Annotated in this window: 22 protein-coding genes; 14 read left to right on the top strand and 8 right to left on the bottom strand. The window is 60.1% G+C overall.

The window, feature by feature from the left end:
• Nucleotides 1–76: 76 nt before the first annotated feature.
• The 9 genes from ACIPL2_RS31210 (at nt 77) to trpE (ending at nt 10,039) form a co-directional block, all read left to right on the top strand.
• Nucleotides 77–706 (top strand): response regulator transcription factor, encoded by a 630-nt coding sequence (locus ACIPL2_RS31210; protein WP_003210977.1) that lies wholly within the window; start codon nt 77–79, stop codon nt 704–706.
• 344 nt (nt 707–1,050) lie between these two features.
• The gene (locus tag ACIPL2_RS31215) at nt 1,051–2,175 is read left to right on the top strand and encodes an ABC transporter ATP-binding protein (protein ID WP_059407375.1); all 1,125 of its coding nucleotides are present in this window, start codon (nt 1,051–1,053) and stop codon (nt 2,173–2,175) included.
• 50 nt (nt 2,176–2,225) lie between these two features.
• Nucleotides 2,226–3,269: an ABC transporter substrate-binding protein gene (locus tag ACIPL2_RS31220; protein ID WP_401363555.1), complete on the top strand. Its 1,044-nt coding sequence runs from the start codon at nt 2,226–2,228 to the stop codon at nt 3,267–3,269.
• Between the two features lie 191 nt (nt 3,270–3,460).
• The gene (locus ACIPL2_RS31225) at nt 3,461–4,708 is read left to right on the top strand and encodes an ABC transporter permease (protein WP_401363558.1); all 1,248 of its coding nucleotides are present in this window, start codon (nt 3,461–3,463) and stop codon (nt 4,706–4,708) included.
• 12 nt (nt 4,709–4,720) lie between these two features.
• Nucleotides 4,721–5,545, top strand: a complete 825-nt coding sequence (locus ACIPL2_RS31230; RefSeq protein WP_059407372.1) for an ABC transporter permease — start codon at nt 4,721–4,723, stop codon at nt 5,543–5,545.
• A gap of 222 nt (nt 5,546–5,767) precedes the next feature.
• Entirely contained in the window at nt 5,768–6,916 is a 1,149-nt protein-coding gene (locus ACIPL2_RS31235; RefSeq protein ID WP_401363562.1) for an iron-containing alcohol dehydrogenase, read from the top strand.
• An 80-nt stretch (nt 6,917–6,996) separates the two neighbouring features.
• Nucleotides 6,997–7,671: a ribulose-phosphate 3-epimerase gene (gene rpe, locus ACIPL2_RS31240; protein WP_008035979.1), complete on the top strand. Its 675-nt coding sequence runs from the start codon at nt 6,997–6,999 to the stop codon at nt 7,669–7,671.
• The gene (locus tag ACIPL2_RS31245) at nt 7,668–8,486 is read left to right on the top strand and encodes a phosphoglycolate phosphatase (protein ID WP_401363565.1); all 819 of its coding nucleotides are present in this window, start codon (nt 7,668–7,670) and stop codon (nt 8,484–8,486) included. Before rpe ends, ACIPL2_RS31245 begins: the two co-directional genes overlap by 4 nt.
• 71 nt (nt 8,487–8,557) lie before the next feature.
• Nucleotides 8,558–10,039 carry an anthranilate synthase component I gene (gene trpE / locus ACIPL2_RS31250; RefSeq protein WP_401363567.1) on the top strand — a complete coding sequence of 494 codons (1,482 nt, stop codon included), beginning with the start codon at nt 8,558–8,560 and terminating at the stop codon, nt 10,037–10,039.
• Between the two features lie 178 nt (nt 10,040–10,217).
• Here trpE and estP read toward each other — a convergent pair whose 3' ends face one another.
• The gene (gene estP, locus ACIPL2_RS31255; protein ID WP_401363570.1) at nt 10,218–12,125 is read right to left on the bottom strand and encodes an esterase EstP; all 1,908 of its coding nucleotides are present in this window, start codon (nt 12,123–12,125) and stop codon (nt 10,218–10,220) included.
• Between the two features lie 24 nt (nt 12,126–12,149).
• Nucleotides 12,150–12,485 carry a hypothetical protein gene (locus tag ACIPL2_RS31260; protein WP_401363573.1) on the bottom strand — a complete coding sequence of 112 codons (336 nt, stop codon included), beginning with the start codon at nt 12,483–12,485 and terminating at the stop codon, nt 12,150–12,152.
• 46 nt (nt 12,486–12,531) lie between these two features.
• Here ACIPL2_RS31260 and ACIPL2_RS31265 point away from each other — a divergent pair, with 46 nt between their 5' ends.
• From ACIPL2_RS31265 to ACIPL2_RS31280, 4 genes are all read left to right on the top strand, one after another.
• Nucleotides 12,532–13,125, top strand: a complete 594-nt coding sequence (locus tag ACIPL2_RS31265; protein WP_033056198.1) for an aminodeoxychorismate/anthranilate synthase component II — start codon at nt 12,532–12,534, stop codon at nt 13,123–13,125.
• A 9-nt stretch (nt 13,126–13,134) separates the two neighbouring features.
• Nucleotides 13,135–14,184, top strand: a complete 1,050-nt coding sequence (trpD, locus tag ACIPL2_RS31270; protein WP_059407367.1) for an anthranilate phosphoribosyltransferase — start codon at nt 13,135–13,137, stop codon at nt 14,182–14,184.
• Nucleotides 14,181–15,017 (top strand): indole-3-glycerol phosphate synthase TrpC, encoded by an 837-nt coding sequence (gene trpC, locus ACIPL2_RS31275; protein ID WP_401363577.1) that lies wholly within the window; start codon nt 14,181–14,183, stop codon nt 15,015–15,017. Before trpD ends, trpC begins: the two co-directional genes overlap by 4 nt.
• Before the next feature lie 155 nt (nt 15,018–15,172).
• On the top strand, nt 15,173–15,871 hold the full coding sequence (locus tag ACIPL2_RS31280) for a biotin/lipoate A/B protein ligase family protein (RefSeq protein WP_401363580.1): 699 nt from the start codon (nt 15,173–15,175) through the stop codon (nt 15,869–15,871).
• Between the two features lie 10 nt (nt 15,872–15,881).
• Here the strand turns inward: ACIPL2_RS31280 and crp are convergent, their stop codons facing one another.
• Nucleotides 15,882–16,526 (bottom strand): cAMP-activated global transcriptional regulator CRP, encoded by a 645-nt coding sequence (gene crp, locus ACIPL2_RS31285; protein ID WP_401363582.1) that lies wholly within the window; start codon nt 16,524–16,526, stop codon nt 15,882–15,884.
• A gap of 246 nt (nt 16,527–16,772) precedes the next feature.
• On the opposite strand from crp, the gene ACIPL2_RS31290 reads away from it, so the two are divergent.
• Entirely contained in the window at nt 16,773–17,195 is a 423-nt protein-coding gene (locus ACIPL2_RS31290; RefSeq protein WP_059407363.1) for an OsmC family protein, read from the top strand.
• A gap of 177 nt (nt 17,196–17,372) precedes the next feature.
• Here ACIPL2_RS31290 and coq7 read toward each other — a convergent pair whose 3' ends face one another.
• From coq7 to ACIPL2_RS31315, 5 genes are all read right to left on the bottom strand, one after another.
• A complete protein-coding gene (gene coq7 / locus ACIPL2_RS31295) occupies nt 17,373–18,020 on the bottom strand; it encodes a 2-polyprenyl-3-methyl-6-methoxy-1,4-benzoquinone monooxygenase (RefSeq protein WP_401363586.1) in 648 nt (215 codons plus the stop codon).
• 192 nt (nt 18,021–18,212) lie between these two features.
• The gene (locus ACIPL2_RS31300) at nt 18,213–18,551 is read right to left on the bottom strand and encodes a histidine triad nucleotide-binding protein (RefSeq protein ID WP_401363588.1); all 339 of its coding nucleotides are present in this window, start codon (nt 18,549–18,551) and stop codon (nt 18,213–18,215) included.
• Between the two features lie 81 nt (nt 18,552–18,632).
• On the bottom strand, nt 18,633–19,421 hold the full coding sequence (locus ACIPL2_RS31305) for an SDR family NAD(P)-dependent oxidoreductase (protein WP_401363591.1): 789 nt from the start codon (nt 19,419–19,421) through the stop codon (nt 18,633–18,635).
• A 62-nt stretch (nt 19,422–19,483) separates the two neighbouring features.
• Nucleotides 19,484–20,458, bottom strand: coding sequence for a DUF805 domain-containing protein (locus ACIPL2_RS31310; RefSeq protein ID WP_401363594.1), 975 nt, complete (start codon nt 20,456–20,458; stop codon nt 19,484–19,486).
• A 90-nt stretch (nt 20,459–20,548) separates the two neighbouring features.
• Nucleotides 20,549–21,517 carry an NAD(P)H-dependent flavin oxidoreductase gene (locus tag ACIPL2_RS31315; RefSeq protein WP_401363596.1) on the bottom strand — a complete coding sequence of 323 codons (969 nt, stop codon included), beginning with the start codon at nt 21,515–21,517 and terminating at the stop codon, nt 20,549–20,551.
• Between the last annotated feature and the right edge of the window lie 31 nt (nt 21,518–21,548).

The following is a 21,548-nucleotide window of genomic DNA, read 5'->3' on the forward strand; positions in this document are numbered from 1 at the left end:
AAGCCCGCTCCCACATTTGATCGCGGTTTAATGTGGGAGCGGGCTTGCTCGCGAAATCTTGAATCTGGAGAAGAACGTGATCCGTGTACTGGTAGCTGAAGACCACACCATCGTCCGCGAAGGGATCAAGCAACTGATCGGCCTGGCCAAGGACCTGTTGGTGGTGGGGGAAGCGAGCAATGGCGAGCAGTTGCTCGAAACCTTGCGTCATGTGCCCTGCGAAGTGGTGCTGCTGGATATCTCCATGCCGGGGGTCAATGGCCTGGAGGCCATTCCACGGATTCGTGCGCTGAACAATCCGCCGGCGATCCTGGTGCTGTCGATGCACGACGAAGCGCAGATGGCCGCGCGGGCGTTGAAGGTAGGCGCAGCGGGCTATGCGACCAAGGACAGCGATCCGGCATTGCTGCTGACGGCGATCCGCAAAGTCGCGGCGGGTGGGCGTTACATCGACCCGGACCTGGCCGACCGTATGGTCTTCGAAGTCGGCCTGACTGATTCACGGCCGTTGCACTCCTTACTGTCGGAGCGTGAATTCTCGGTGTTCGAGCGCCTGGCCCAGGGCGCCAACGTCAACGACATTGCCCAGCAACTGGCCTTGAGCAGCAAAACCATCAGCACCCACAAGGCGCGGCTGATGCAGAAACTCAACATCACCTCCCTGGCGGAACTGGTGAAATACGCGATGGAACACAAACTCCTCTAAAGCCCACCGCAAACCCTGTAGGAGCGAGGCTTGCCCGCGAAGGCGATGTGCCAGTCAACGTTGATGTTGAATGTGCCGACGCTTTCGCGGGCAAGCCTCGCTCCTACAGGAATCTCGTCGGCATATCCATTTGCGACATGCCTGCAATACTGTTTGAGCCCGTTCCTGCGGCTTACAGCTTCAAACCGTCGCTGCGCCTACCCATCCCCGCCATCCTTGTAGGGCAATCCCTACCCCCAACCTTCCACTCTGCTGAGGACAATCTCTCCTGCGCCCCGATTTGCGTGGTCGGCAGCGTCCACTAGGCTTAGTCCACAGCAGTCATCAATAACAAAGGTGTGGGTATGAGCCAGGTCGATTCAAACGCAGGGGCCAGTGACATTCTGGTCAGCTTTCGTGGAGTGCAGAAAAGCTACGACGGCGAGAACCTGATCGTCAAAGACCTCAACCTGGAAATTCGCAAAGGCGAATTCCTCACCCTGCTCGGGCCGTCCGGCTCCGGCAAGACCACCAGCCTGATGATGCTCGCCGGTTTCGAAACACCGACCGCAGGCGAAATCCAGCTGGCCGGGCGTTCCATCAACAACGTGCCGCCGCATAAGCGTGACATCGGCATGGTGTTCCAGAACTACGCATTGTTCCCGCACATGACGGTTGCCGAGAACCTCGCGTTCCCGTTGACCGTGCGCGGCTTGAACAAGAGCGACGTCAGTGACCGGGTCAAGCGTGTCCTGAGCATGGTGCAACTCGACACCTTCGCCCAGCGCTATCCGGCCCAACTGTCCGGCGGTCAGCAACAGCGTGTGGCGTTGGCCCGGGCGCTGGTGTTCGAACCGCAACTGGTGCTTATGGACGAACCCCTCGGTGCACTCGACAAGCAACTGCGCGAACACATGCAGATGGAAATCAAGCACCTGCACCAGCGTCTCGGCGTGACCGTGGTCTACGTGACCCACGACCAGGGCGAAGCCCTGACCATGTCCGACCGTGTGGCAGTGTTCCATCAGGGCGAGATCCAGCAGATCGCCGCGCCGCGCACCCTCTACGAAGAACCGAAAAACACCTTCGTCGCCAACTTCATCGGCGAGAACAACCGCCTCAATGGCCGCTTGCACAGCCAGACCGGCGACCGCTGCATTGTGGAACTGGGCCGCGGGGAGAAAGTTGAAGCCCTGGCCGTCAACGTCGGCAAGACCGGCGAACCCGTCACGCTGTCGATTCGCCCGGAACGCGTGAGCCTTAATGGTTCCAGCGAGTCCTGCGTCAACCGCTTCTCAGGGAGGGTGGCGGAATTCATCTATCTGGGCGACCACGTCCGGGTTCGCCTGGAAGTCTGCGGCAAGACCGACTTCTTTGTGAAACAACCGATTGCCGAGCTCGATCCCGCGCTGGCTGTGGGTGACGTGGTACCGCTTGGCTGGCAGGTCGAGCACGTTCGCGCGCTCGACCCACTTCTAGAGGCGCATTGATCGCCCCCTGCTTCAACAACACCCAACCCTGCACGTGGAGAGAACAATAAATGTTGAGATCCCTGAAATTCACCGCTTTGGTCATGGGCATGATCGGCGCGGCGCACGCGATGGCGGCGGGCCCGGACCTGACCGTGGTGTCCTTTGGCGGAGCGAACAAGGCTGCGCAGGTCAAAGCCTTCTATGCACCGTGGGAAGCGGCAGGCAACGGCAAGATCGTGGCGGGCGAGTACAACGGCGAGATGGCCAAGGTCAAAGCCATGGTCGACACCAAGAGCGTGTCCTGGGACCTGGTAGAAGTTGAATCGCCAGAACTGTCCCGTGGTTGCGACGAAGACATGTTCGAGCAACTTGATCCGAAGCTGTTCGGCAAGTCCGAAGACTATGTCAAAGGCGCTATCCAGCCTTGCGGCGTAGGCTTCTTCGTGTGGTCGACCGTGCTGGCCTACAACGCCGACAAGCTGGCCTCCGCGCCAACCAGTTGGGTGGATTTCTGGGACACCAAGAAATTCCCGGGCAAACGCGGCCTGCGCAAAGGCGCCAAGTACACCCTGGAATTCGCGCTGATGGCTGACGGCGTTGCGCCAAAAGACGTCTACAAAGTACTGGCCGGCAAGGATGGCCAGGACCGCGCGTTCAAGAAACTCGATGAGCTGAAACCAAGTATCCAGTGGTGGGAAGCCGGCGCACAACCGCCACAATACCTCGCTTCCGGTGACGTGGTCATGAGCTCGGCCTACAACGGCCGGATCGCTGCCGTGCAGAAAGAAAGCAACCTGAAAGTCGTGTGGAACGGCGGCATCTACGACTTCGACGCATGGGCCATTCCAAAAGGTCTGGACGCCAAGCGCGCAGAAGCGGCGAAGAAATTCATCGCCTTCTCGGTACAGCCACAGCAGCAGAAGACTTACTCGGAAAACATTGCCTACGGGCCGGCCAATACCCAGGCCGTACCGTTGCTGGCCAAGGATGTCCTGAAAGACATGCCGACCACCCCGGAAAACATCGCCAACCAGGTGCAGATCGACGTCAGCTTCTGGGCTGACAACGGCGAGCAACTGGAACAGCGCTTCAATTCCTGGGCCGCGAAGTAAGCCCACCCGAGGGCTTACCCACCCCTGTAGGAGCGAGGCTTGCCCGCGAAGGCGGCGTGTCAGTCAACATCGATGTTGAATGTGCTGACGTCTTCGCGGGCAAGCCTCGCTCCTACAGGGGGATGTATCGCTAACAAGAACAGAGGTGGCCTGCCTGCCTCTGTAACGATCAAAGATTTCCGGAGTACGCCATGGCCACCGCCATTCCCCTGAACGCGGGCACTGACCCCACCTTGAAGCAGCGGCTCAAGCACGCCGAGCGGATCAACCGCTGGAAAGCACAAGCCTTGATCGCGCCCTTGGTGCTGTTTCTGTTGCTGGTGTTCCTGGTGCCGATCGTGGCGCTGCTCTACAAAAGCGTGGGTAACCCGGAAGTGGTCGGCGGCATGCCGCGCACCGTGGCGGCCATCGCCGGTTGGGACGGCCGAGGCCTGCCCGCTGAACCGGTTTACAAGGCGGCCAGCGAAGACCTCGCTGAAGCCCGCAAGAATCAGACATTGGGCGACCTGTCCAAGCGCTTGAACATGGAATTGGCCGGCTACCGCAGCCTGCTGACCAAAACCGCCCGCGCCTTGCCGTTCGCCACTGAACCGGCCTCTTATAAAGAAGCGCTGGAAGGACTCGACGAGCGTTGGGGCGACCCGGCCTACTGGCAAGCCGTGCGCCGTAACACCAGCAGCATTACCCCGTACTACCTGCTGGCGGCGGTCGATCACCGTATCGACGACCTCGGCGAAGTGGCCCCGGCCACTCCGGACCAGGCGATCTACCTCGACATCTTCGCCCGCACCTTCTGGATGGGCCTGATCATCACCGCCATCTGCCTGGTGCTGGCGTATCCGTTGGCCTACCTGCTGGCGAACCTGCCGTCGCGGCAAAGCAACCTGCTGATGATTCTGGTGCTGCTGCCGTTCTGGACCTCGATCCTGGTGCGAGTCGCGGCGTGGATCGTGTTGCTGCAATCGGGTGGCTTGATCAACAGCGGCCTGATGGCCATGGGCATCATCGATAAGCCGCTGGAGCTGGTGTTCAACCGCACCGGGGTTTACATCTCGATGGTGCACATCCTGCTGCCGTTCATGATCCTGCCGATCTACAGCGTGATGAAAGGCATCTCGCCGACTTACATGCGCGCCGCGATTTCCCTCGGCTGCCACCCGTTCGCCAGTTTCTGGCGGGTGTACTTCCCGCAGACCTATGCCGGCGTCGGCGCCGGGTGCCTGTTGGTGTTCATCCTCGCGATTGGCTACTACATCACCCCGGCGTTGCTGGGTAGCCCGAACGATCAGATGGTCAGTTACTTCGTCGCCTTCTACACCAACACCAGCATCAACTGGGGCATGGCGACCGCGCTCGGTGGATTGCTGCTGCTGGCAACCGTGGTGCTTTATCTGATTTACAGCTGGCTGGTGGGCGCCAGTCGCCTGCGCCTGAGCTAAGGGGAAAACGAAATGCTGAGTCCTTATATGTCGCCCATTGAACGGGTGTGGTTCTACAGCTTGCGGATTCTCTGCGGGTTGGTGCTGTTGTTCCTGATTCTGCCGGTGCTGGTGATCATTCCGCTGTCGTTCAACTCCGGGAGTTTCCTGGTGTACCCGCTGCAAGGCTTCTCGCTGCACTGGTATCAGGACTTCTTCGCCTCCGCCGAATGGATGCGCTCGTTGAAGAACAGCATCATCGTTGCCCCGGCGGCCACGGTGCTGGCGATGATCTTCGGCACGCTGGCGGCGATTGGCCTGACCCGTGGCGACTTCCCGGGCAAGCCGCTGGTGATGGCGCTGGTGATTTCGCCGATGGTGGTGCCGGTGGTGATTATCGGTGTGGCCAGTTATCTGTTCTTCGCGCCGCTGGGACTGGGCAACAGCTTCTTCTCACTGATCGTGGTGCATGCGGTGCTGGGTGTGCCGTTTGTGATCATCACGGTGTCGGCGACGTTGCAGGGGTTTAACCACAACCTGGTGCGCGCCGCTGCCAGCCTCGGCGCTTCGCCGCTGACGGCGTTCCGTCGGGTGACCTTGCCGCTGATCGCGCCCGGGGTGATTTCCGGTGCGCTGTTTGCGTTCGCGACCTCGTTCGATGAAGTGGTCGTGACCCTGTTCCTCGCCGGTCCGGAACAAGCGACCTTGCCACGGCAGATGTTCAGCGGCATCCGCGAAAACCTCAGCCCGACCATCGCTGCCGCCGCGACGCTGCTGATCGCCTTCTCGGTGATTCTGCTGCTCACCCTGGAATGGCTGCGCGGGCGCAGCGAAAAACTGCGCACCGCCCAGGTCTGACAAAGCCTCTGTAGGAGCTGTCGAGAGAAACGAGGCTGCGATCTTTTGATCTTGTTTTTAAAAAGCAAAGTCAAAAGATCGCAGCCTCGTTTCTCTCGACAGCTCCTACAGGGTTTTGTGGGGTTTTGGGGATCGCGGGTCATTCATGACCTGAATAGCAGACAAACCCCAATCCCCAGCTACTATTGTGCCCAGCTCCCCTGTCTATAAGAGGCTGCGCACATGAGTCTTTCCTCTTTCAAAATCGCTCACAAACTGATCACCGGCGCAGGTGCCATCGAGCAACTGGCCGCCGAGCTGACGCGGCTGGACATCGACAACCCGCTGATCGTCACCGACGCGGCACTGGTCAAGTCCGGCACGGTAGAGCTGGCGCTGGCGCAGCTGGGGGATCGGACCTACGAGATTTTCGACCGTGTGCTGCCTGACCCGGAAATCGCCATCGTCGAAGACTGCATGCGGGTTTACCGCGAAGGCGGGCATGACGGGCTGATCGGCCTGGGCGGTGGCAGTGCCATCGACATCGCCAAGAGCGTCGCGGCGTATGCCGGTTACCACGGGGCGCTGGAGGATTTGTTCGGCATCGATCAGGTACCGCGCAAAGGCCCGCCGCTGATCGCCATCCCGACCACCGCCGGCACCGGCTCGGAAGTTACCAACGTGGCGATCCTCTCCGACAAGGTCGCGCAGCTGAAGAAAGGCATCGTCAGCGACTATCTATTACCCGACGTCGCACTGGTCAGCCCGCAAATGACCCTGACCTGTCCGCGCAGCGTCACGGCCGCCAGTGGTGTCGATGCGCTGGTGCATGCCATCGAGTCCTACCTGTCGTTGAATGCCTCGCCAATTACCGATGCCCTGGCCATCGGCGCCATCAAGCTGATCGCCAAGGCGTTGCCCAAGGCCTACGCCAATCCATCCAACCTGCAGGCCCGCGAGGACATGGCCACCGCCAGTCTGATGGCCGGCATGGCGTTCGGCAATGCCGGGGTGGGCGCGGTGCACGCGCTGGCCTATCCGCTGGGTGGGCGCTTCAACATTGCCCACGGCGTCAGCAACGCCTTGCTGCTGCCTTATGTCATGACCTGGAACAAAATGGCCTGCGTCGAGCGCATGCAGGATATTGCCGAGGCAATGGGCGTGAAGACCGCTCATCTGAGCGCCAATCAAGCGGCCGATAAGGCGGTGGAGGCGATGACCGAGTTGTGCGCAGCGGTGGAAATCCCGCCGGGCCTGCGCAGCTTCGGCGTTCCAGAAGACGCCATCCCCGCCATGGCCGTGGAAGCGGCGGGGATCGAGCGCCTGATGCGCAACAATCCGCGCAAACTGAGCGCCGTTGATATCGAGAAGATCTACCGAGCGGCCTACTGATCATCGCAGTCACGGTGCGCGCGCCAAAGCATGCGGTATACAATGCGCGCCATCGTGATTCTGCTCAAAAAAGGTGCGTCATGCAGCCCTTCGTCATTGCTCCGTCGATTCTCTCCGCCGACTTCGCCCGCCTGGGTGAAGAAGTGGACAACGTCCTGGCCGCCGGTGCCGACTTCGTGCACTTCGATGTCATGGACAACCACTACGTGCCGAACCTGACCATCGGCCCGATGGTCTGCGCTGCGCTGCGCAAGTACGGCGTGACCGCGCCGATCGACGCACACCTGATGGTCAGCCCGGTCGACCGCATCGTCGGTGACTTCATCGAAGCCGGCGCGACCTACATCACCTTCCACCCGGAAGCCACGCAACACGTCGACCGTTCCCTGCAACTGATCCGCGAAGGCGGCTGCAAGTCGGGCCTGGTGTTCAACCCGGCGACCCCGCTGGACGTGCTCAAGTACGTGATGGACAAGGTCGACATGATCCTGCTGATGAGCGTCAACCCGGGCTTCGGTGGGCAGAAGTTCATCCCCGGCACCCTCGACAAGCTGCGCGAAGCGCGGGCGCTGATCGATGCTTCCGGCCGTGACATTCGCCTGGAAATCGACGGCGGCGTCAACGTGAACAACATTCGCGAAATCGCTGCCGCTGGCGCCGACACCTTTGTCGCCGGCTCGGCGATCTTCAATGCACCGAACTACCAAGAGGTGATTGAAAAGATGCGTTCCGAACTGGCGTTGGCTCGTCCATGAGTGGCTTTGAGCAGCTGTTCCCGGGGCGTCTGCCGCGGCTGGTGATGTTCGATCTGGATGGCACTCTGGTCGATTCGGTCCCAGACCTCGCGGCGGCTGTGGATAACATGCTGCTCAAACTCGGCCGCAAGCCTGCCGGCATCGAGTCGGTGCGCGATTGGGTTGGGAACGGCGTGCAGATGCTGGTGCGCCGGGCGCTGGCCAACCATATCGACGCCAAGGATGTCGATGAGGTCGAGGCCGAACATGCTCTCGAACTGTTCAACGGCTTTTACGAGGATGGACACGAACTGACCGTGGTCTATCCCGGTGTGCGCGACACCCTGAAATGGCTGCACAAGCAGGGCGTCGAGATGGCGCTGATCACCAACAAGCCGGAGCGCTTCGTCGCGCCGCTGCTGGATCAGATGAAGATCGGCCGTTACTTCAAATGGATCATCGGTGGCGATACCCTGCCACAGAAGAAACCAGACCCGGCCGCGCTGTTTTTCGTGATGAAAATGGCCAACATTCCGGCCTCGCAATCGTTGTTCGTCGGCGACTCGCGCAGCGATGTGCTGGCGGCGAAAGCGGCGGGAGTCAAGTGCGTGGCGCTCAGCTACGGCTATAACCACGGTCGACCGATTGCCGAAGAATCGCCGGCGCTGGTAATCGACGATCTGCGCAAGCTAATTCGCGGTTGCCTGGATCCGGCCGCTGAGATAACGTTGGCCGACGCTGTTCAACCCCCTTCTGGAAACGCCATCGTGGTGGTCACTCGCAAACTCTGGATGAAAGTCATTAAGGCCCTGGCCCGTTGGCGTTGGCGCGCCTGACTTGTTCCTGGCCGGCGTACCGGCGCGTTTGCATAACTGACTGATAGACCCTCAAGCCACGAGGCTACCCCATGATCCGCGAAGAATTCCTGCGTTTGGCCGCTGCCGGCTACAACCGCATCCCGCTTGCCTGTGAAACCCTGGCCGACTTCGACACGCCGCTGTCGATCTACCTGAAACTGGCCGACGAGCCCAATTCCTACCTGCTGGAATCGGTGCAGGGCGGGGAGAAATGGGGCCGTTACTCGATCATCGGCCTGCCGTGCCGCACCGTGTTGCGCGTGCATGATCACCAGGTGAGCGTGACTCACGACGGCATCGAGATCGAAAGCCATGAAGCCGAAGATCCACTGGCCTTCGTCGAAGCATTCAAAGCCCGCTACAACGTGCCGACTATCCCGGGCCTGCCGCGTTTCAACGGTGGTCTGGTGGGTTACTTCGGTTACGACTGCGTGCGTTATGTGGAAAAACGCCTGGGCAAGTGCCCGAATCCCGACCCGCTGGGCGTGCCGGACATTCTGCTGATGGTTTCCGACGCGGTGGTGGTGTTCGACAACCTCGCCGGCAAGATGCACGCGATTGTCCTGGCCGATCCCTCGCAGGCCGATGCGTTCGAGCAAGGTCAGGCACGGTTGGAAGAGCTGCTGGAGAAACTCCGCCAGCCGATCACCCCGCGCCGTGGCCTGGATTTCAGCAAGCAGCAATCTGCCGATCCGGTGTTCCGCTCCAGTTTCACCCAGGGCGATTACGAAAAAGCCGTCGACACCATCAAGGAATACATCCTGGCCGGTGACTGCATGCAGGTCGTGCCGTCCCAGCGCATGTCGATCGACTTCAAGGCGGCACCGATCGATCTGTACCGGGCGCTACGCTGCTTCAACCCGACGCCTTACATGTACTTCTTCAACTTCGGCGACTTCCATGTCGTCGGCAGTTCGCCGGAAGTGCTGGTGCGGGTCGAAGACAACCTGATCACCGTGCGCCCGATTGCCGGCACTCGCCCGCGCGGGGCCAACGAAGAAGCTGACCTGGCGCTGGAAAAAGACCTGCTGTCCGACGACAAGGAAATCGCCGAGCACTTGATGCTGATTGACCTGGGTCGTAACGACACGGGTCGTGTTTCGGAAATCGGTTCGGTGAAACTCACCGAGAAGATGGTCATTGAGCGTTATTCCAACGTGATGCACATCGTCTCCAACGTGACCGGCCAATTGAAAGCCGGGCTGACGGCGATGGACGCACTGCGGGCGATCCTGCCGGCGGGCACCTTGTCCGGCGCACCGAAGATCCGCGCGATGGAAATCATCGACGAACTGGAACCGGTCAAGCGTGGCGTCTATGGCGGCGCGGTCGGTTACTTCGCCTGGAACGGCAACATGGACACCGCCATCGCGATCCGCACCGCAGTGATCAAGAACGGCGAACTGCACGTGCAGGCCGGTGGCGGCATCGTCGCCGACTCGGTGCCCGCGCTGGAATGGGAAGAAACCCTGAACAAGCGCCGCGCCATGTTCCGCGCCGTCGCCCTGGCCGAACAAACCCCGGAAAGCTGAGGTCACGCAAAACCTGTAGGAGCAAGCTTGCTCGCGAAAGCAGTGTGTCATTCACCTTAAATGTTGAATGAAACGCCGCCTTCGCGAGCAAGCCCGCTCCCACAAGGATCTCGCCCGTCTATAAAAACGCGGCACCTGTAAGGGCGCCGCGTTTTTTTTGTGCTTGTGGTTTGCGGAATCAGAAGTCCAATACAACCCCAACCGTTACCCCTTGCTGGGTAAAGTCATCATCCTTGCGCATCGTATAACCGCCACGCAGCGCCAGATCGGCCGTCAACTTGTGGCTGACCCCCAGGCTCACGCGATTCAAGTGGCTTTGCGGCGTATACCCATCAAGCTTGAAGTCGAGGGATGGCAGACTGTTGAGGGCAATATTCACCTTCTGCACGTCATCTTCATACTCACGCTCGTAGGCATATTCGCCAAACACTTGAGTCTGCGGGGTGATTTGGAATTTACCCTGGAGCCCGACCCCCAGACGTTTTGAATCGCGTTTCTGATCATCAAAAGTCAATGCCGTGGAACGGTTGTCGTTTTCCGAGTAACCATCGACTTCCACCTTCGCGTAATCGGCACTGATGAACGGCGACAGGTGCCACTCGCTGCCCGGTTGCGCAATGTCGTAGCCAACCCGTGTGCTGAAGGCCCAGAGATAGCCATCGGTATCACCTTTTTCCGCTCCTTCGCTGGCACCCAGGTCGAATTTGCGTTTGAGGTTGTCGTAGTCCAGCTTGCCGCCGGTCAATGCGACATCAGCCCAAAAGCGGTTCTGCTGGAACTGGGCAAAGAGGGTGGCCAGGTAGCTGTTGAGTTTGTAGTCCGAATCGTTACTGCCGGCCTCCAGATTCTGACGATAGAAGCCTGCCGCCACACCGACACGCCAAGCCTCATTGAGACGATAGCTGCCGCCGATATTCAGGTTGTAGCCGCTGCCATCGGCGCTGGCGCCGCTGCTTTGGCTATCGACATCGAGGTGCTGACCGCCGCCGGCGACAATCGCGCGCCATTGGCCGACTGCCTGCCAGTTCTCCCAGTCCGATTGCCAGTGGCTGCGCAATTCATCCTGATGCGCGCGTAAAGTGGCGTGGGCCATTTCCGGCAACAGCGTCAGCTCCCAAGGCGCCGCCAACAGGGAATAGGCGTAGTCGGAAATCAGCTTTTGCCCGGTTTCGGTCGGGTGAACGCCATCGTTATAGATCAGCTTGGTCGGGTCCGGGGTGGCACTGTTGATGCCATAGGTGGCGTTCTCGGTGCAGCCGTTACCGCTGAAGCACGTCGCGGTCAGATTCTGGCCGATGCCTAAGCCGAATCGCGCCGGGTCGGCGAAGGTTTCCTGCAACAGCAAAGGAATATTCAGCGGGATGATTTCGGCTTCGATCCCTGCGAGACGGGTCACCAACTGCCGATTGAACGCGCTGCTCAGTTGTGAGGTGGCATTTTGCAGGGGCCTGCCATTGATGGCAGGTGTCAGGCCCAGGTCGGGCAGCAGCCAGACCATGATGTAACGGGCGCCGGCGGTTTGCAGGACCTGGACGCTGTCTGCCAGGCGGTCCGCAGCAGCATTTGCCTGGGCGCCACTTTGCACACGGCCCTGAAGAAAGTCGTTACCGCCCCCGGAGAGGTAATACAGCGCGTTCGGGTCGGCACTGAAATTGTTTGTCGGCAGATAACCCGCACGGGTACGTTCACCCGTGGCGGACACGGTGGTGATCGAGGTGAGGATCTGGTCGGTGCGATAGCCGCCAACCGCCCAGTTGTTGCCGTCCGGCAGGCCTTGGCCGGCACGCGCTGCCGAGGTCGACGCGGCAGTCTCGTCCGCTGAAAACCCGAGTCGCCCGCCCAGCAGTTGTGTCGAGTTGGCGGAATAGACTTCGCCGCTGCCATCCTGGTAAACAGGCCCGGTCCGGTTGGTGAAACGCAACGTCGACCCTGGAGGGCCACCCGTATCGGTAAACTGCCCGGCATCGTTGAGGCTGTCGCCGAAGACAATGAAGTTCGAATAGGGATTGGGCGCCGCGATCGCCTGGGCGCAGGCCATGGCGAGCAAGCAGCCGGCAAGCGGTACATACAACGTCTGTTTGAGCATGAGCAAGTCCGTTTGATTATTGTTTTAGTGAACGAAACGACGGTGCCAGAAAATATAGAGCCAGTTGCCGTTCGGCGCGAACTTGCCGATTGTTTCACGCGCGTGTATCGCGCCATATTGCACGCCCTGCCCAGCTAAGTTACTGTGCCAAGACGTATAAATGAGACCTTCCCCGTGTTGATCGTCAGCAAACTTCTGGATCAAGTCATCAAGGCACACGCCCGTTGGCGTTGGCGCGCCTGAATCCTTCTGCCGGCCCGGCCGGATCTTTACCGCTTTGCCTTCTTTACCCGTAATACCCACCGCTTTGCTGCGCGATCCCTGCGACTGACAAAGCGCAGGACGCTGCGGGTAAATCATTCGAAGGCTGTCTTAAAGTCAGTGAATTCAAGAGGTTCATAACGCCATGTTGCTGATGATCGATAACTACGACTCTTTTACCTACAACGTTGTGCAGTACCTGGGTGAGCTCGGCTCCCAGGTCAAAGTCGTGCGCAACGATGAACTCACCATTGCCGAAATCGAAGCCCTCAACCCTGAGCGCATTGTCGTTTCCCCTGGTCCGTGCACCCCGAATGAAGCCGGCGTCTCGATCGACGTGATCAAACACTTTGGCGGCAAGCTGCCGATTCTGGGTGTCTGCCTCGGCCACCAGTCCATCGGCCAGGCCTTTGGCGGTGATGTGGTTCGTGCCCGTCAGGTCATGCATGGCAAGACCAGCCCGGTGTTCCACGAGGACAAGGGCGTTTTCGAAGGCCTGAATCATCCGCTCACGGTTACTCGCTACCACTCTTTGATCGTCAAGCGCGAAACTCTGCCCGACTGCCTGGAGCTGACCGCCTGGACCCAGCTCGAAGATGGCTCGGTCGACGAGATCATGGGCTTGCGCCACAAAACACTGAACATCGAGGGCGTACAGTTTCACCCTGAGTCGATCCTGACCGAGCAGGGCCACGAACTGTTTGCCAACTTCCTCAAACAAACCGGCGGCACGCGCTAAGGACTTATCATGAACATCAAGACAGCCCTGAGCCGTATCGTCGACCACCTCGACCTCAGCACCGAAGAAATGCGCGATGTGATGCGCGAAATCATGACCGGGCAATGCACGGATGCGCAGATCGGCGCGTTCATGATGGCCATGCGCATGAAGAGCGAAAGCATCGACGAGATCGTCGGCGCCGTGTCGGTCATGCGGGAGCTGGCGGACAAGGTTGAGCTCAAGACCCTCGACGGCGTCGTCGACGTGGTCGGCACCGGTGGTGACGGTGCCAATATCTTCAACGTATCGACCGCTTCCTCGTTCGTGGTCGCAGCGGCCGGTTGCACCGTTGCCAAGCACGGTAACCGTGCAGTCTCGGGCAAAAGTGGCAGCGCCGACTTGCTGGAGGCGGCGGGTATCTACCTGAACCTGACCCCGGTTCAAGTGGCTCGCTGCATCGACAATGTCGGCATTGGTTTCATGTTCGCCCAGACCCACCACAGTGCCATGAAACACGCCGCCGGCCCGCGCAAGGAGCTTGGCCTGCGTACCTTGTTCAACATGCTCGGCCCGCTTACGAATCCGGCCGGTGTGAAGCATCAGGTGGTGGGCGTGTTCAGCCAGGCGTTGTGCCGGCCATTGGCCGAAGTCTTGCAGCGTCTGGGCAGCAAACACGTGCTGGTGGTGCATTCGAAGGATGGCCTGGACGAGTTCAGCCTGGCGGCGCCGACCTTTGTCGCGGAACTGAAGAACGATCAGGTCACCGAGTATTGGGTCGAGCCGGAAGACCTGGGCATGAAGAGCCAGAGCCTGCACGGTCTGGCAGTGGACAGCCCGGCGGCCTCCCTTGAGCTGATTCGCGATGCCCTGGGCAAGCGCAAGACCGAGAACGGCCAGAAAGCTGCAGAAATGATCATGCTCAATGCCGGTGCCGCACTGTATGCCGCTGACCATGCAACAAGTTTGAAAGAGGGCGTTGCCCTGGCGCACGACGCGCTGCACACCGGCCTCGCTCGGGAGAAACTCGAGGAGCTGGGTGCGTTTACCGCGGTATTTCGAGTGGAGAATGAGGGATGAGTGTACCGACGGTTCTGGAAAACATTCTGGCCCGCAAAGTCCAGGAAGTTGCCGAGCGCAGTGCTCGTGTGAGCCTCGCCGAGCTGGAAAGTCTGGCCAAGGCGGCCGATGCACCCCGTGGGTTTGCCCAGGCACTGATCGCACAGGCCAAGCTGAAGCAACCGGCGGTCATTGCTGAAATCAAGAAAGCGTCACCGAGCAAAGGCGTGATTCGCGAGAACTTCGTGCCTGCGGACATTGCCAGGAGTTACGAGAAGGGCGGTGCGACCTGTCTCTCGGTGCTCACCGATATCGATTACTTCCAGGGCGCCGATGCGTATCTGCAACAGGCTCGTGCGGCGTGCAACCTGCCGGTGATCCGCAAGGATTTCATGATCGATCCGTACCAGATCGTCGAAGCCCGCGCGCTGGGCGCCGACTGCGTGCTGTTGATCGTCTCCGCACTGGACGACGTGAAAATGGCCGAGCTGGCGGCTGTGGCCAAAAGCGTTGGTCTCGATGTGCTGGTGGAAGTCCACGACGGTGACGAACTGGAGCGGGCGTTGAAAACCCTCGACACGCCATTGGTGGGCGTCAACAACCGCAACCTGCACACCTTCGACGTCAGCCTGGAAACCACGCTTGACCTGTTGCCGCGCATTCCGCGTGATCGTTTGGTGATCACCGAAAGTGGCATCCTCAATCGTGCCGATGTCGAGCTGATGGAAATCAGCGACGTGTATGCGTTCCTGGTCGGTGAAGCCTTCATGCGCGCCGAAAGCCCGGGCACCGAGTTGCAGCGGTTGTTCTTTCCAGAGCGTGGCACTGCGGTGAGCGGTTCTACACTCGACTGAGTTCAGCCAGGCGACCGAGGCGCGTCTTTCGCGAGCAAGCCCGCTCCCACATTTGATCGGCGTTGTGTGGGTGAGCGCGGACTAATGTGGGAGCGGGCTTGCTCGCGAAGGCGGCATAAGAAACACCACAGGCTGGAAACCTTACGGATTACTTTATGATCCCAACCTCTCTGACCGTCGAAGCCGGCCTGCTTGCCGAACAGGATCTGCTCGCCCATGTCTGCACCGGCGATTCCGAGTTCGGTCTGCTGTTCTGGCAGCCCAGCGATCGGGCGCTGGTCATGCCCCGCCGTCTGAATCGATTGCCCGGATTCGAACACGCCTGCGAAGTCTCCGCCGCTGCCGGCTGGCCGGTACTGCTGCGCGAAACCGGCGGTGAACCGGTGCCGCAATCGGCCGCTACGATCAATATCGCGCTGGTTTACGCACCACCCCGCAGCGAGGGCGACCAGAACCGAATCGAAACCGGATACCGCCGACTCTGCGATCCGATCTGTCAGCTACTTGATGAGTTGGGTGGCGTTTCATCGTTGGGCGAAATTGACGGTGCGTTCTGCGACGGTCGTTTCAACGTCAACCTCGACGGCCGCAAAATGGTCGGCACCGCTCAGCGCTGGCGCCAGAGCAAGGGTGGCTCGCGTCCGGTAGGCCTGGTGCACGGGGCGTTGTTGCTGGATAACGAACGTGAGTCGATGGTGGCAGCGGTCAACCGCTTCAATGAGGCCTGTGGTCTGGAGCAGCGGGTGCGCGCCGAAAGCCACATTGCCCTGCATGAAAAATTCGCCGCGCCTGACGCGCTGGAGCGTCTCGATGCGCTCTACCGGCAAATGCTGGCGCAGATGTTCAGCAGCTAAGTTTGCGAACTTAGCGCGTACCGAACACCACCATGGTCTTGCCTTTGACGTCCACCAGGTTGCGTTCTTCCAGATCCTTGAGCACGCGACCGACCATCTCCCGCGAACAACCGACAATCCGCCCGATTTCCTGACGGGTCACTTTGATCTGCATGCCGTCGGGGTGGGTCATGGCGTCTGGCTGCTTGCACAGTTCCAGCAGGCAGCGGGCCACGCGACCGGTCACATCGAAAAACGCCAGATCGCCCACCTTGCGGGTGGTGTTGCGCAGGCGCTGTGCGATTTGTCCGCTCAGCACGTAAAGAATGTCTGGATCCTGCTGGGACAATTCGCGGAATTTCGCGTAGCTGATTTCCGCGACTTCGCATTCGATCTTCGCGCGCACCCAGGCACTGCGTTCCTGTTCCAGGCCGGCCTGTTCAAACAGACCCAGCTCGCCGAAAAAGTCCCCGGTGTTCAGGTAGGCGATGATCATTTCGCGACCATCGTCATCCTCGATCAGGATCGTGACCGAGCCTTTGATAATGAAGAACAACGTTTCAGAGCGGTCGCCAGCACAAATAATGTTGCTCTTGGCCGCGTAGCGACGGCGCTGGCAATGCATCAATAGTTTGTCGAGGTTCTTGATTTTGGGGGTGGGGGCAATAGCAACCATGGTTGTATCCCGAAAAGACTGCACGGTGTGTTTGGTGTTTTTGTAGGCGCTGACGAAGCCTGTGATCTTCTTATTGCTACAAAGCTGGCTATGCGCCAGCGAATTGGCGCCAGCTTAACAGACGCTTCCTGCAATATTCGAGAATTTACCTACAGCGCGGATGGTTATGTCCTAGGAAGGCGAGCGCTGTCAATCAAGGGGCCTGTGCTAAGCTGGCGACCCTTTTTTATACAGTGGAGTCTGGCGATGAAGGCACGCATCCAATGGGCTGGCGAAGCCATGTTCCTCGGCGAATCCGGCAGCGGTCATGTCGTGGTCATGGACGGTCCGCCCGAGTCTGGCGGTCGCAACCTGGGTGTCCGGCCGATGGAAATGCTCCTGCTGGGTGTTGGCGGTTGCAGCAATTTCGACGTGGTCAGCATCCTCAAGAAATCCCGTCAGGCCGTCGAGAGCTGCGAAGCCTTCCTTGAAGCCGAGCGCGCGACTGAAGATCCGAAAGTCTTCACCAAGATCCACATGCACTTCGTGGTCAAGGGCCGAGGCTTGAAAGAAGCCCAGGTCAAACGCGCCATCGAGCTGTCCGCCGAGAAGTATTGCTCGGCCTCGATCATGCTCGGTGCGGCCGGTGTCGAGATCACCCACGACTACGAGATCATCGAGCTGGGTTGAGTCGACCACGAGCACAAAAAAAGGCGACTACCTCACGGCAGTCGCCTTTTTATTAGCCCTTGTAGGAGCGAGCTTTCTCGCGATGGACGTAAACGATAACGCGTGGTTCCTGGATAAACGCGTCGCCCTCTGGTCCATCGCGAGCAAGCTCGCTCCTACAGATCAGATCCGGTCAGATCAGATCCGATAAGTACTCTTGGTCATCACCTTGGCCATCAAACTCATGCCGAACTTCACCGGCGCCGGGAAGCGGAAGCCGCCAGCCTCCAGCGCGCTTTCAGCGTGATGTTCTTCATCGATGCGCATCTGTTCAAGGATTGCCCGGGATTTTTCGTCCTCGGCCGGCAGTTGTTCAAGGTGTTCGTTCAAGTGTTTGCACACCTGATGCTCAGTGGCAGCAACGAAGCCCAGGCTGACTTTGTCGCTGATCAACCCGGCGACTGCACCAATCCCGAACGACATGCCATAGAACAGCGGATTGAGAATGCTGGTGTGGCTGCCTAGCTGATGGATGCGTTGTTCGCACCAGACCAGGTGGTCGATTTCTTCTTCGGCGGCGTGTTCCATGGCGGCGCGCACTTGCGGCAGCTTCGCGGTCAGGGCCTGACCTTGATACAACGCCTGGGCGCAGACTTCACCGGTATGGTTGATGCGCATCAGACCGGCAACGTGCCGGGTGTCTTCGTCGCTCATTTGTGCTTCTGGCTGCACGATAGCAGGGGACGGACGGTACGGCTGGCCACTGGAAGGCAGCAAAGTACGCATCGCGGCATCGGCTTGCAGCAGAAGTCGGTCAATCGGCGAGTAGTGACGTTGGGTAGTCATGCTGACCTCCGGGAAGAATCTCGGCGGCCAGTTTAACCCAATCGGCCGGGGAAGGTTTGCGTTGGGTCACTGGATAACACTACGACTTGTAGGAGCGAGGCTTGCCCGCGAAGGGGGCGACGCGGTCATTCGGAATGACCGCGTTATCGTTCTTCGCGGGCAAGCCTCGCTCCTACAGGGATGCGTGGGGAATCAGCCCGGCGGCCAGTGCATCTGGCGCTGACCCAGCACGTGCATATGAATGTGATAAACGGTCTGCCCGCCCAATTCATTGCAGTTCATGACCACGCGGAAGCCTTCTTCGCAACCCAATTCCAGGGCCAGACGCTGGGCGGTGAACAGGATGTGCCCGGCCAACGCCTTGTCTTCCTCGGTGAGGTCGTTAAGGGTGCGCACGGCTTTTTTCGGGATGACCAGAAAATGCACCGGTGCCTGTGGGTTGATGTCGTGGAAGGCCAGTACCTGGTCGTCCTCGTAAATGATCTTCGCCGGGATTTCCCGGTTGATGATCTTGGTGAACAGAGTATCCACAGCTGTTTTCTCCGTTGTTTGGGCTGGCCTGAGTGTAACCATGGGTTATGCCCGAGCCCAGCCTTTTACCTTGAGGTTCGATCAGCGCGGGCAGTAGGCCTTGTTGACCATGCCGGCGATTGTCCGGGTCAGCCAGCGCGAGCCTAGCCGAGGCAGGAAGGCGCGCCAGCGGTTGCGTCGACCCGGAATAATGATGGCGCGATTTTTCTCCAGGGCCCGCACGGTGTAGAGCGCGACTTCTTCAGGGCTCATGAGCATTTTGCTGTCGATCAATTTGCCCGTGTCCAACTGGGCGGTGCGGAAAAACGCGGTGCGGGTCGGGCCGGGGCAGAGCACCGAGACCTTGACCGCGCACTTCTTCAGCTCGACCCGCAGCCCTTCGGAAAAGTGCAGCACGTAAGCCTTGCTGGCGTAGTACGTGCTCATCCAGGGGCCGGGATGGAAGGCTGCAACCGAGGCGACGTTCAGAATCTGCCCGCCACCCTGCAACGCCATGCTGTTGCCGATGGCGTGACACAGGCGAGTGAGGGCCAGAATGTTCACTTCGATCAGGTCCTGCTCAGTCATCCAGTCCAGAGCCAGGAAGGGACCGCAGGTGCCGATGCCGGCGCAGTTGACCAGCAGATCGATTTGTCGGTCACCTTCTTCCAGTTCGAGCAGGAATCCAGACAGCCGCAACGGCTCGCTGAGGTCGCAGGCACGGAACAGCACCTCCACGCCAAAACGTTGAGTCAGTTCAATCGCAATACTTTCCAGCTGATCACGCTGTCGGGCCACCAGAATCAGGCTGCGGCCGCGCCGGGCCAGCGCTTCGGCCATCGCCAGGCCGATGCCGCTGGAAGCGCCAGTGATCAGAGCGTAACGGGTCATGCAATTCTCCATCGCAACAGCTCCGCGCCGGCGACGCAGGTGTCACGGGCGGGGAGCGCTGTTCATTCTTTCGCAGAGTCTACAGGGGGCTGGGCTTCTTCGGCTGCATCGTCAGCGGAATTTAGCGCCTCCTCAGCCTCGGCGGCGGGCTCTACTTCGACTTCATCGGTGATCACTGAGCCACTTTCATAGCTGGTTTCGGCCGCACTTTCGTACTCGTCCTGGATGGCAGTGATGCCTCCGGCCAGCGCACCAATGACGACGATGGCGACGAACGCTATCCACAGCGACGACAACACCTTGACCGCCGTGCTATTGGGCGGAGGTGGCGCACCGTACCGATTGGCGGTGGCGTTGCCCGGCACCACCATGATGACAAACGGGAAGAAGCTGCCCACGAATGGCACAAGGTTCAGCAGCCAGAGCCAGCCGGACCAACCGATATCGTGCAGACGCTGGACGAAGAACTGAATACTGACGAACGCGAGTGCCACCACGAGGATAAAGACCAGCAGGCCACCGAGAATCAGGCCAGCGGTCGAATCTGTACTGATAAGCGCCAAGCCAAAAACGGCAAGCACCGAGCCAACGGCAAGCGTCACCAGCGTCAGGGCCATGGTCCAGGCGAGAAAACGCAAGCGACCGATACGGCCCTCGAAGCTGAACGCCTTGAGCGGGGCGAATGCCGGCAGCGCTTCACCGACTGCTGCGCGCGGCGGCGCATAAGGCGATTCCGGATCTGTCGTCAGTGGAGCACTGGGAGGAATGTGTTCATGCGCATCGGCCAGGTTCAGGTCGATAGAGGGTTCAGTCTCGATTCGCGCATCGATGCCGGTTTTCGTCAGCGCCTGGAGGTAAGTCTGCGCGTCTGCCTGTGACAGGTCGCGCTTGAGGGTAACCGTCTTGCCGCTGAACAGTCGTTCGACGGCAGCCACCTCGCTTTTGTACAGCGCGGCGAGATTGAGCTTGGCGGTGGTGATGTCAACACCGGGCAACAGAGCGCCGTCGAACACGATCTTGAAACGGTTTTCGCTCATTGCGAGGCATCCTTGTCGCGAGTGCTGAATAGAGAATGTGGGGCGCTCGCAGTGTAAGGCCAGCCCGGTGCGACTGGCCAAGCTTTCTCGTCAGCGCGGCCAGCGTTTCGGCAACTGCGCCGCCAGTTCCAAAGCCTTGCGGTATTCGGCGTCCAGGCGTGCGACCAGTTGATCGACACTCGGCAGATCGTCGATTTCGCCGACACCCTGGCCCGCGGACCATACGGTTTTCCAGGCTTTGGCTTCATCGCTGATAGGTTTGAGCTTGGAACCGAAGTTCACTTCACCCTTGCCTTGCAACGCGGCCATGTCGAAACCCGCTGCCTCCAGGCTCTGACGCATGAAACTCGCCGGCACGCCCGACACCGCTGGAGTATGGACGATGTCCGCCGCCCTGGCGGTCAGCAGCATCTCCTTGTAGGCGTCAGGTGCATGGCTTTCAGTGGTACCGATAAATCGCGTGCCGAAGTAGGCCAGGTCCGCGCCGAGCAGTTGCGCGGCGAGAATCTCGTGGCCGTGGTTCAGGCAGCCGGCCAGCAACAGGGTTTTGTCGAAGAACTGGCGAATCTCGGCAACCAGCGAGAACGGGCTCCAGGTTCCGGCGTGCCCACCCGCGCCGGCAGCCACGGCGATCAAGCCATCCACACCGGCCTCGGCGGCTTTCTCGGCATGACGACGGGTCGTCACGTCATGAAACACCAGGCCGCCATAGCTGTGGACGGCATCGACCAGTTCTTTCACCGCGCCGAGGCTGGTGATCACGATCGGCACTTTGTGTTCGATGCAGATATCCAGGTCCGCTTGCAGCCGCGGGTTGCTGTTGTGGACGATCAGGTTCACCGCGTACGGCGCAGGGTTCTCCAGTGTCGCCAACCCTGCTTCGATCTCCTCCAGCCAGGCCTTGAAGCCGCTGCTCTCGCGCTGATTCAGCGCGGGGAAGCTGCCCACCACGCCATTCCGGCAGCAGGCGAGCACCAATTGTGGGTTGGAAATCAGGAACATCGGCGCTGCCACCACGGGCAATCGCAAACGTTGTTCGAGCAGAGCGGGCAGCGACATTGGAAGTACCCCGGTGAGTTGTGCTGATTGA

This window comes from Pseudomonas sp. NPDC086251 (assembly GCF_044746405.1).
GTDB lineage: Bacteria > Pseudomonadota > Gammaproteobacteria > Pseudomonadales > Pseudomonadaceae > Aquipseudomonas.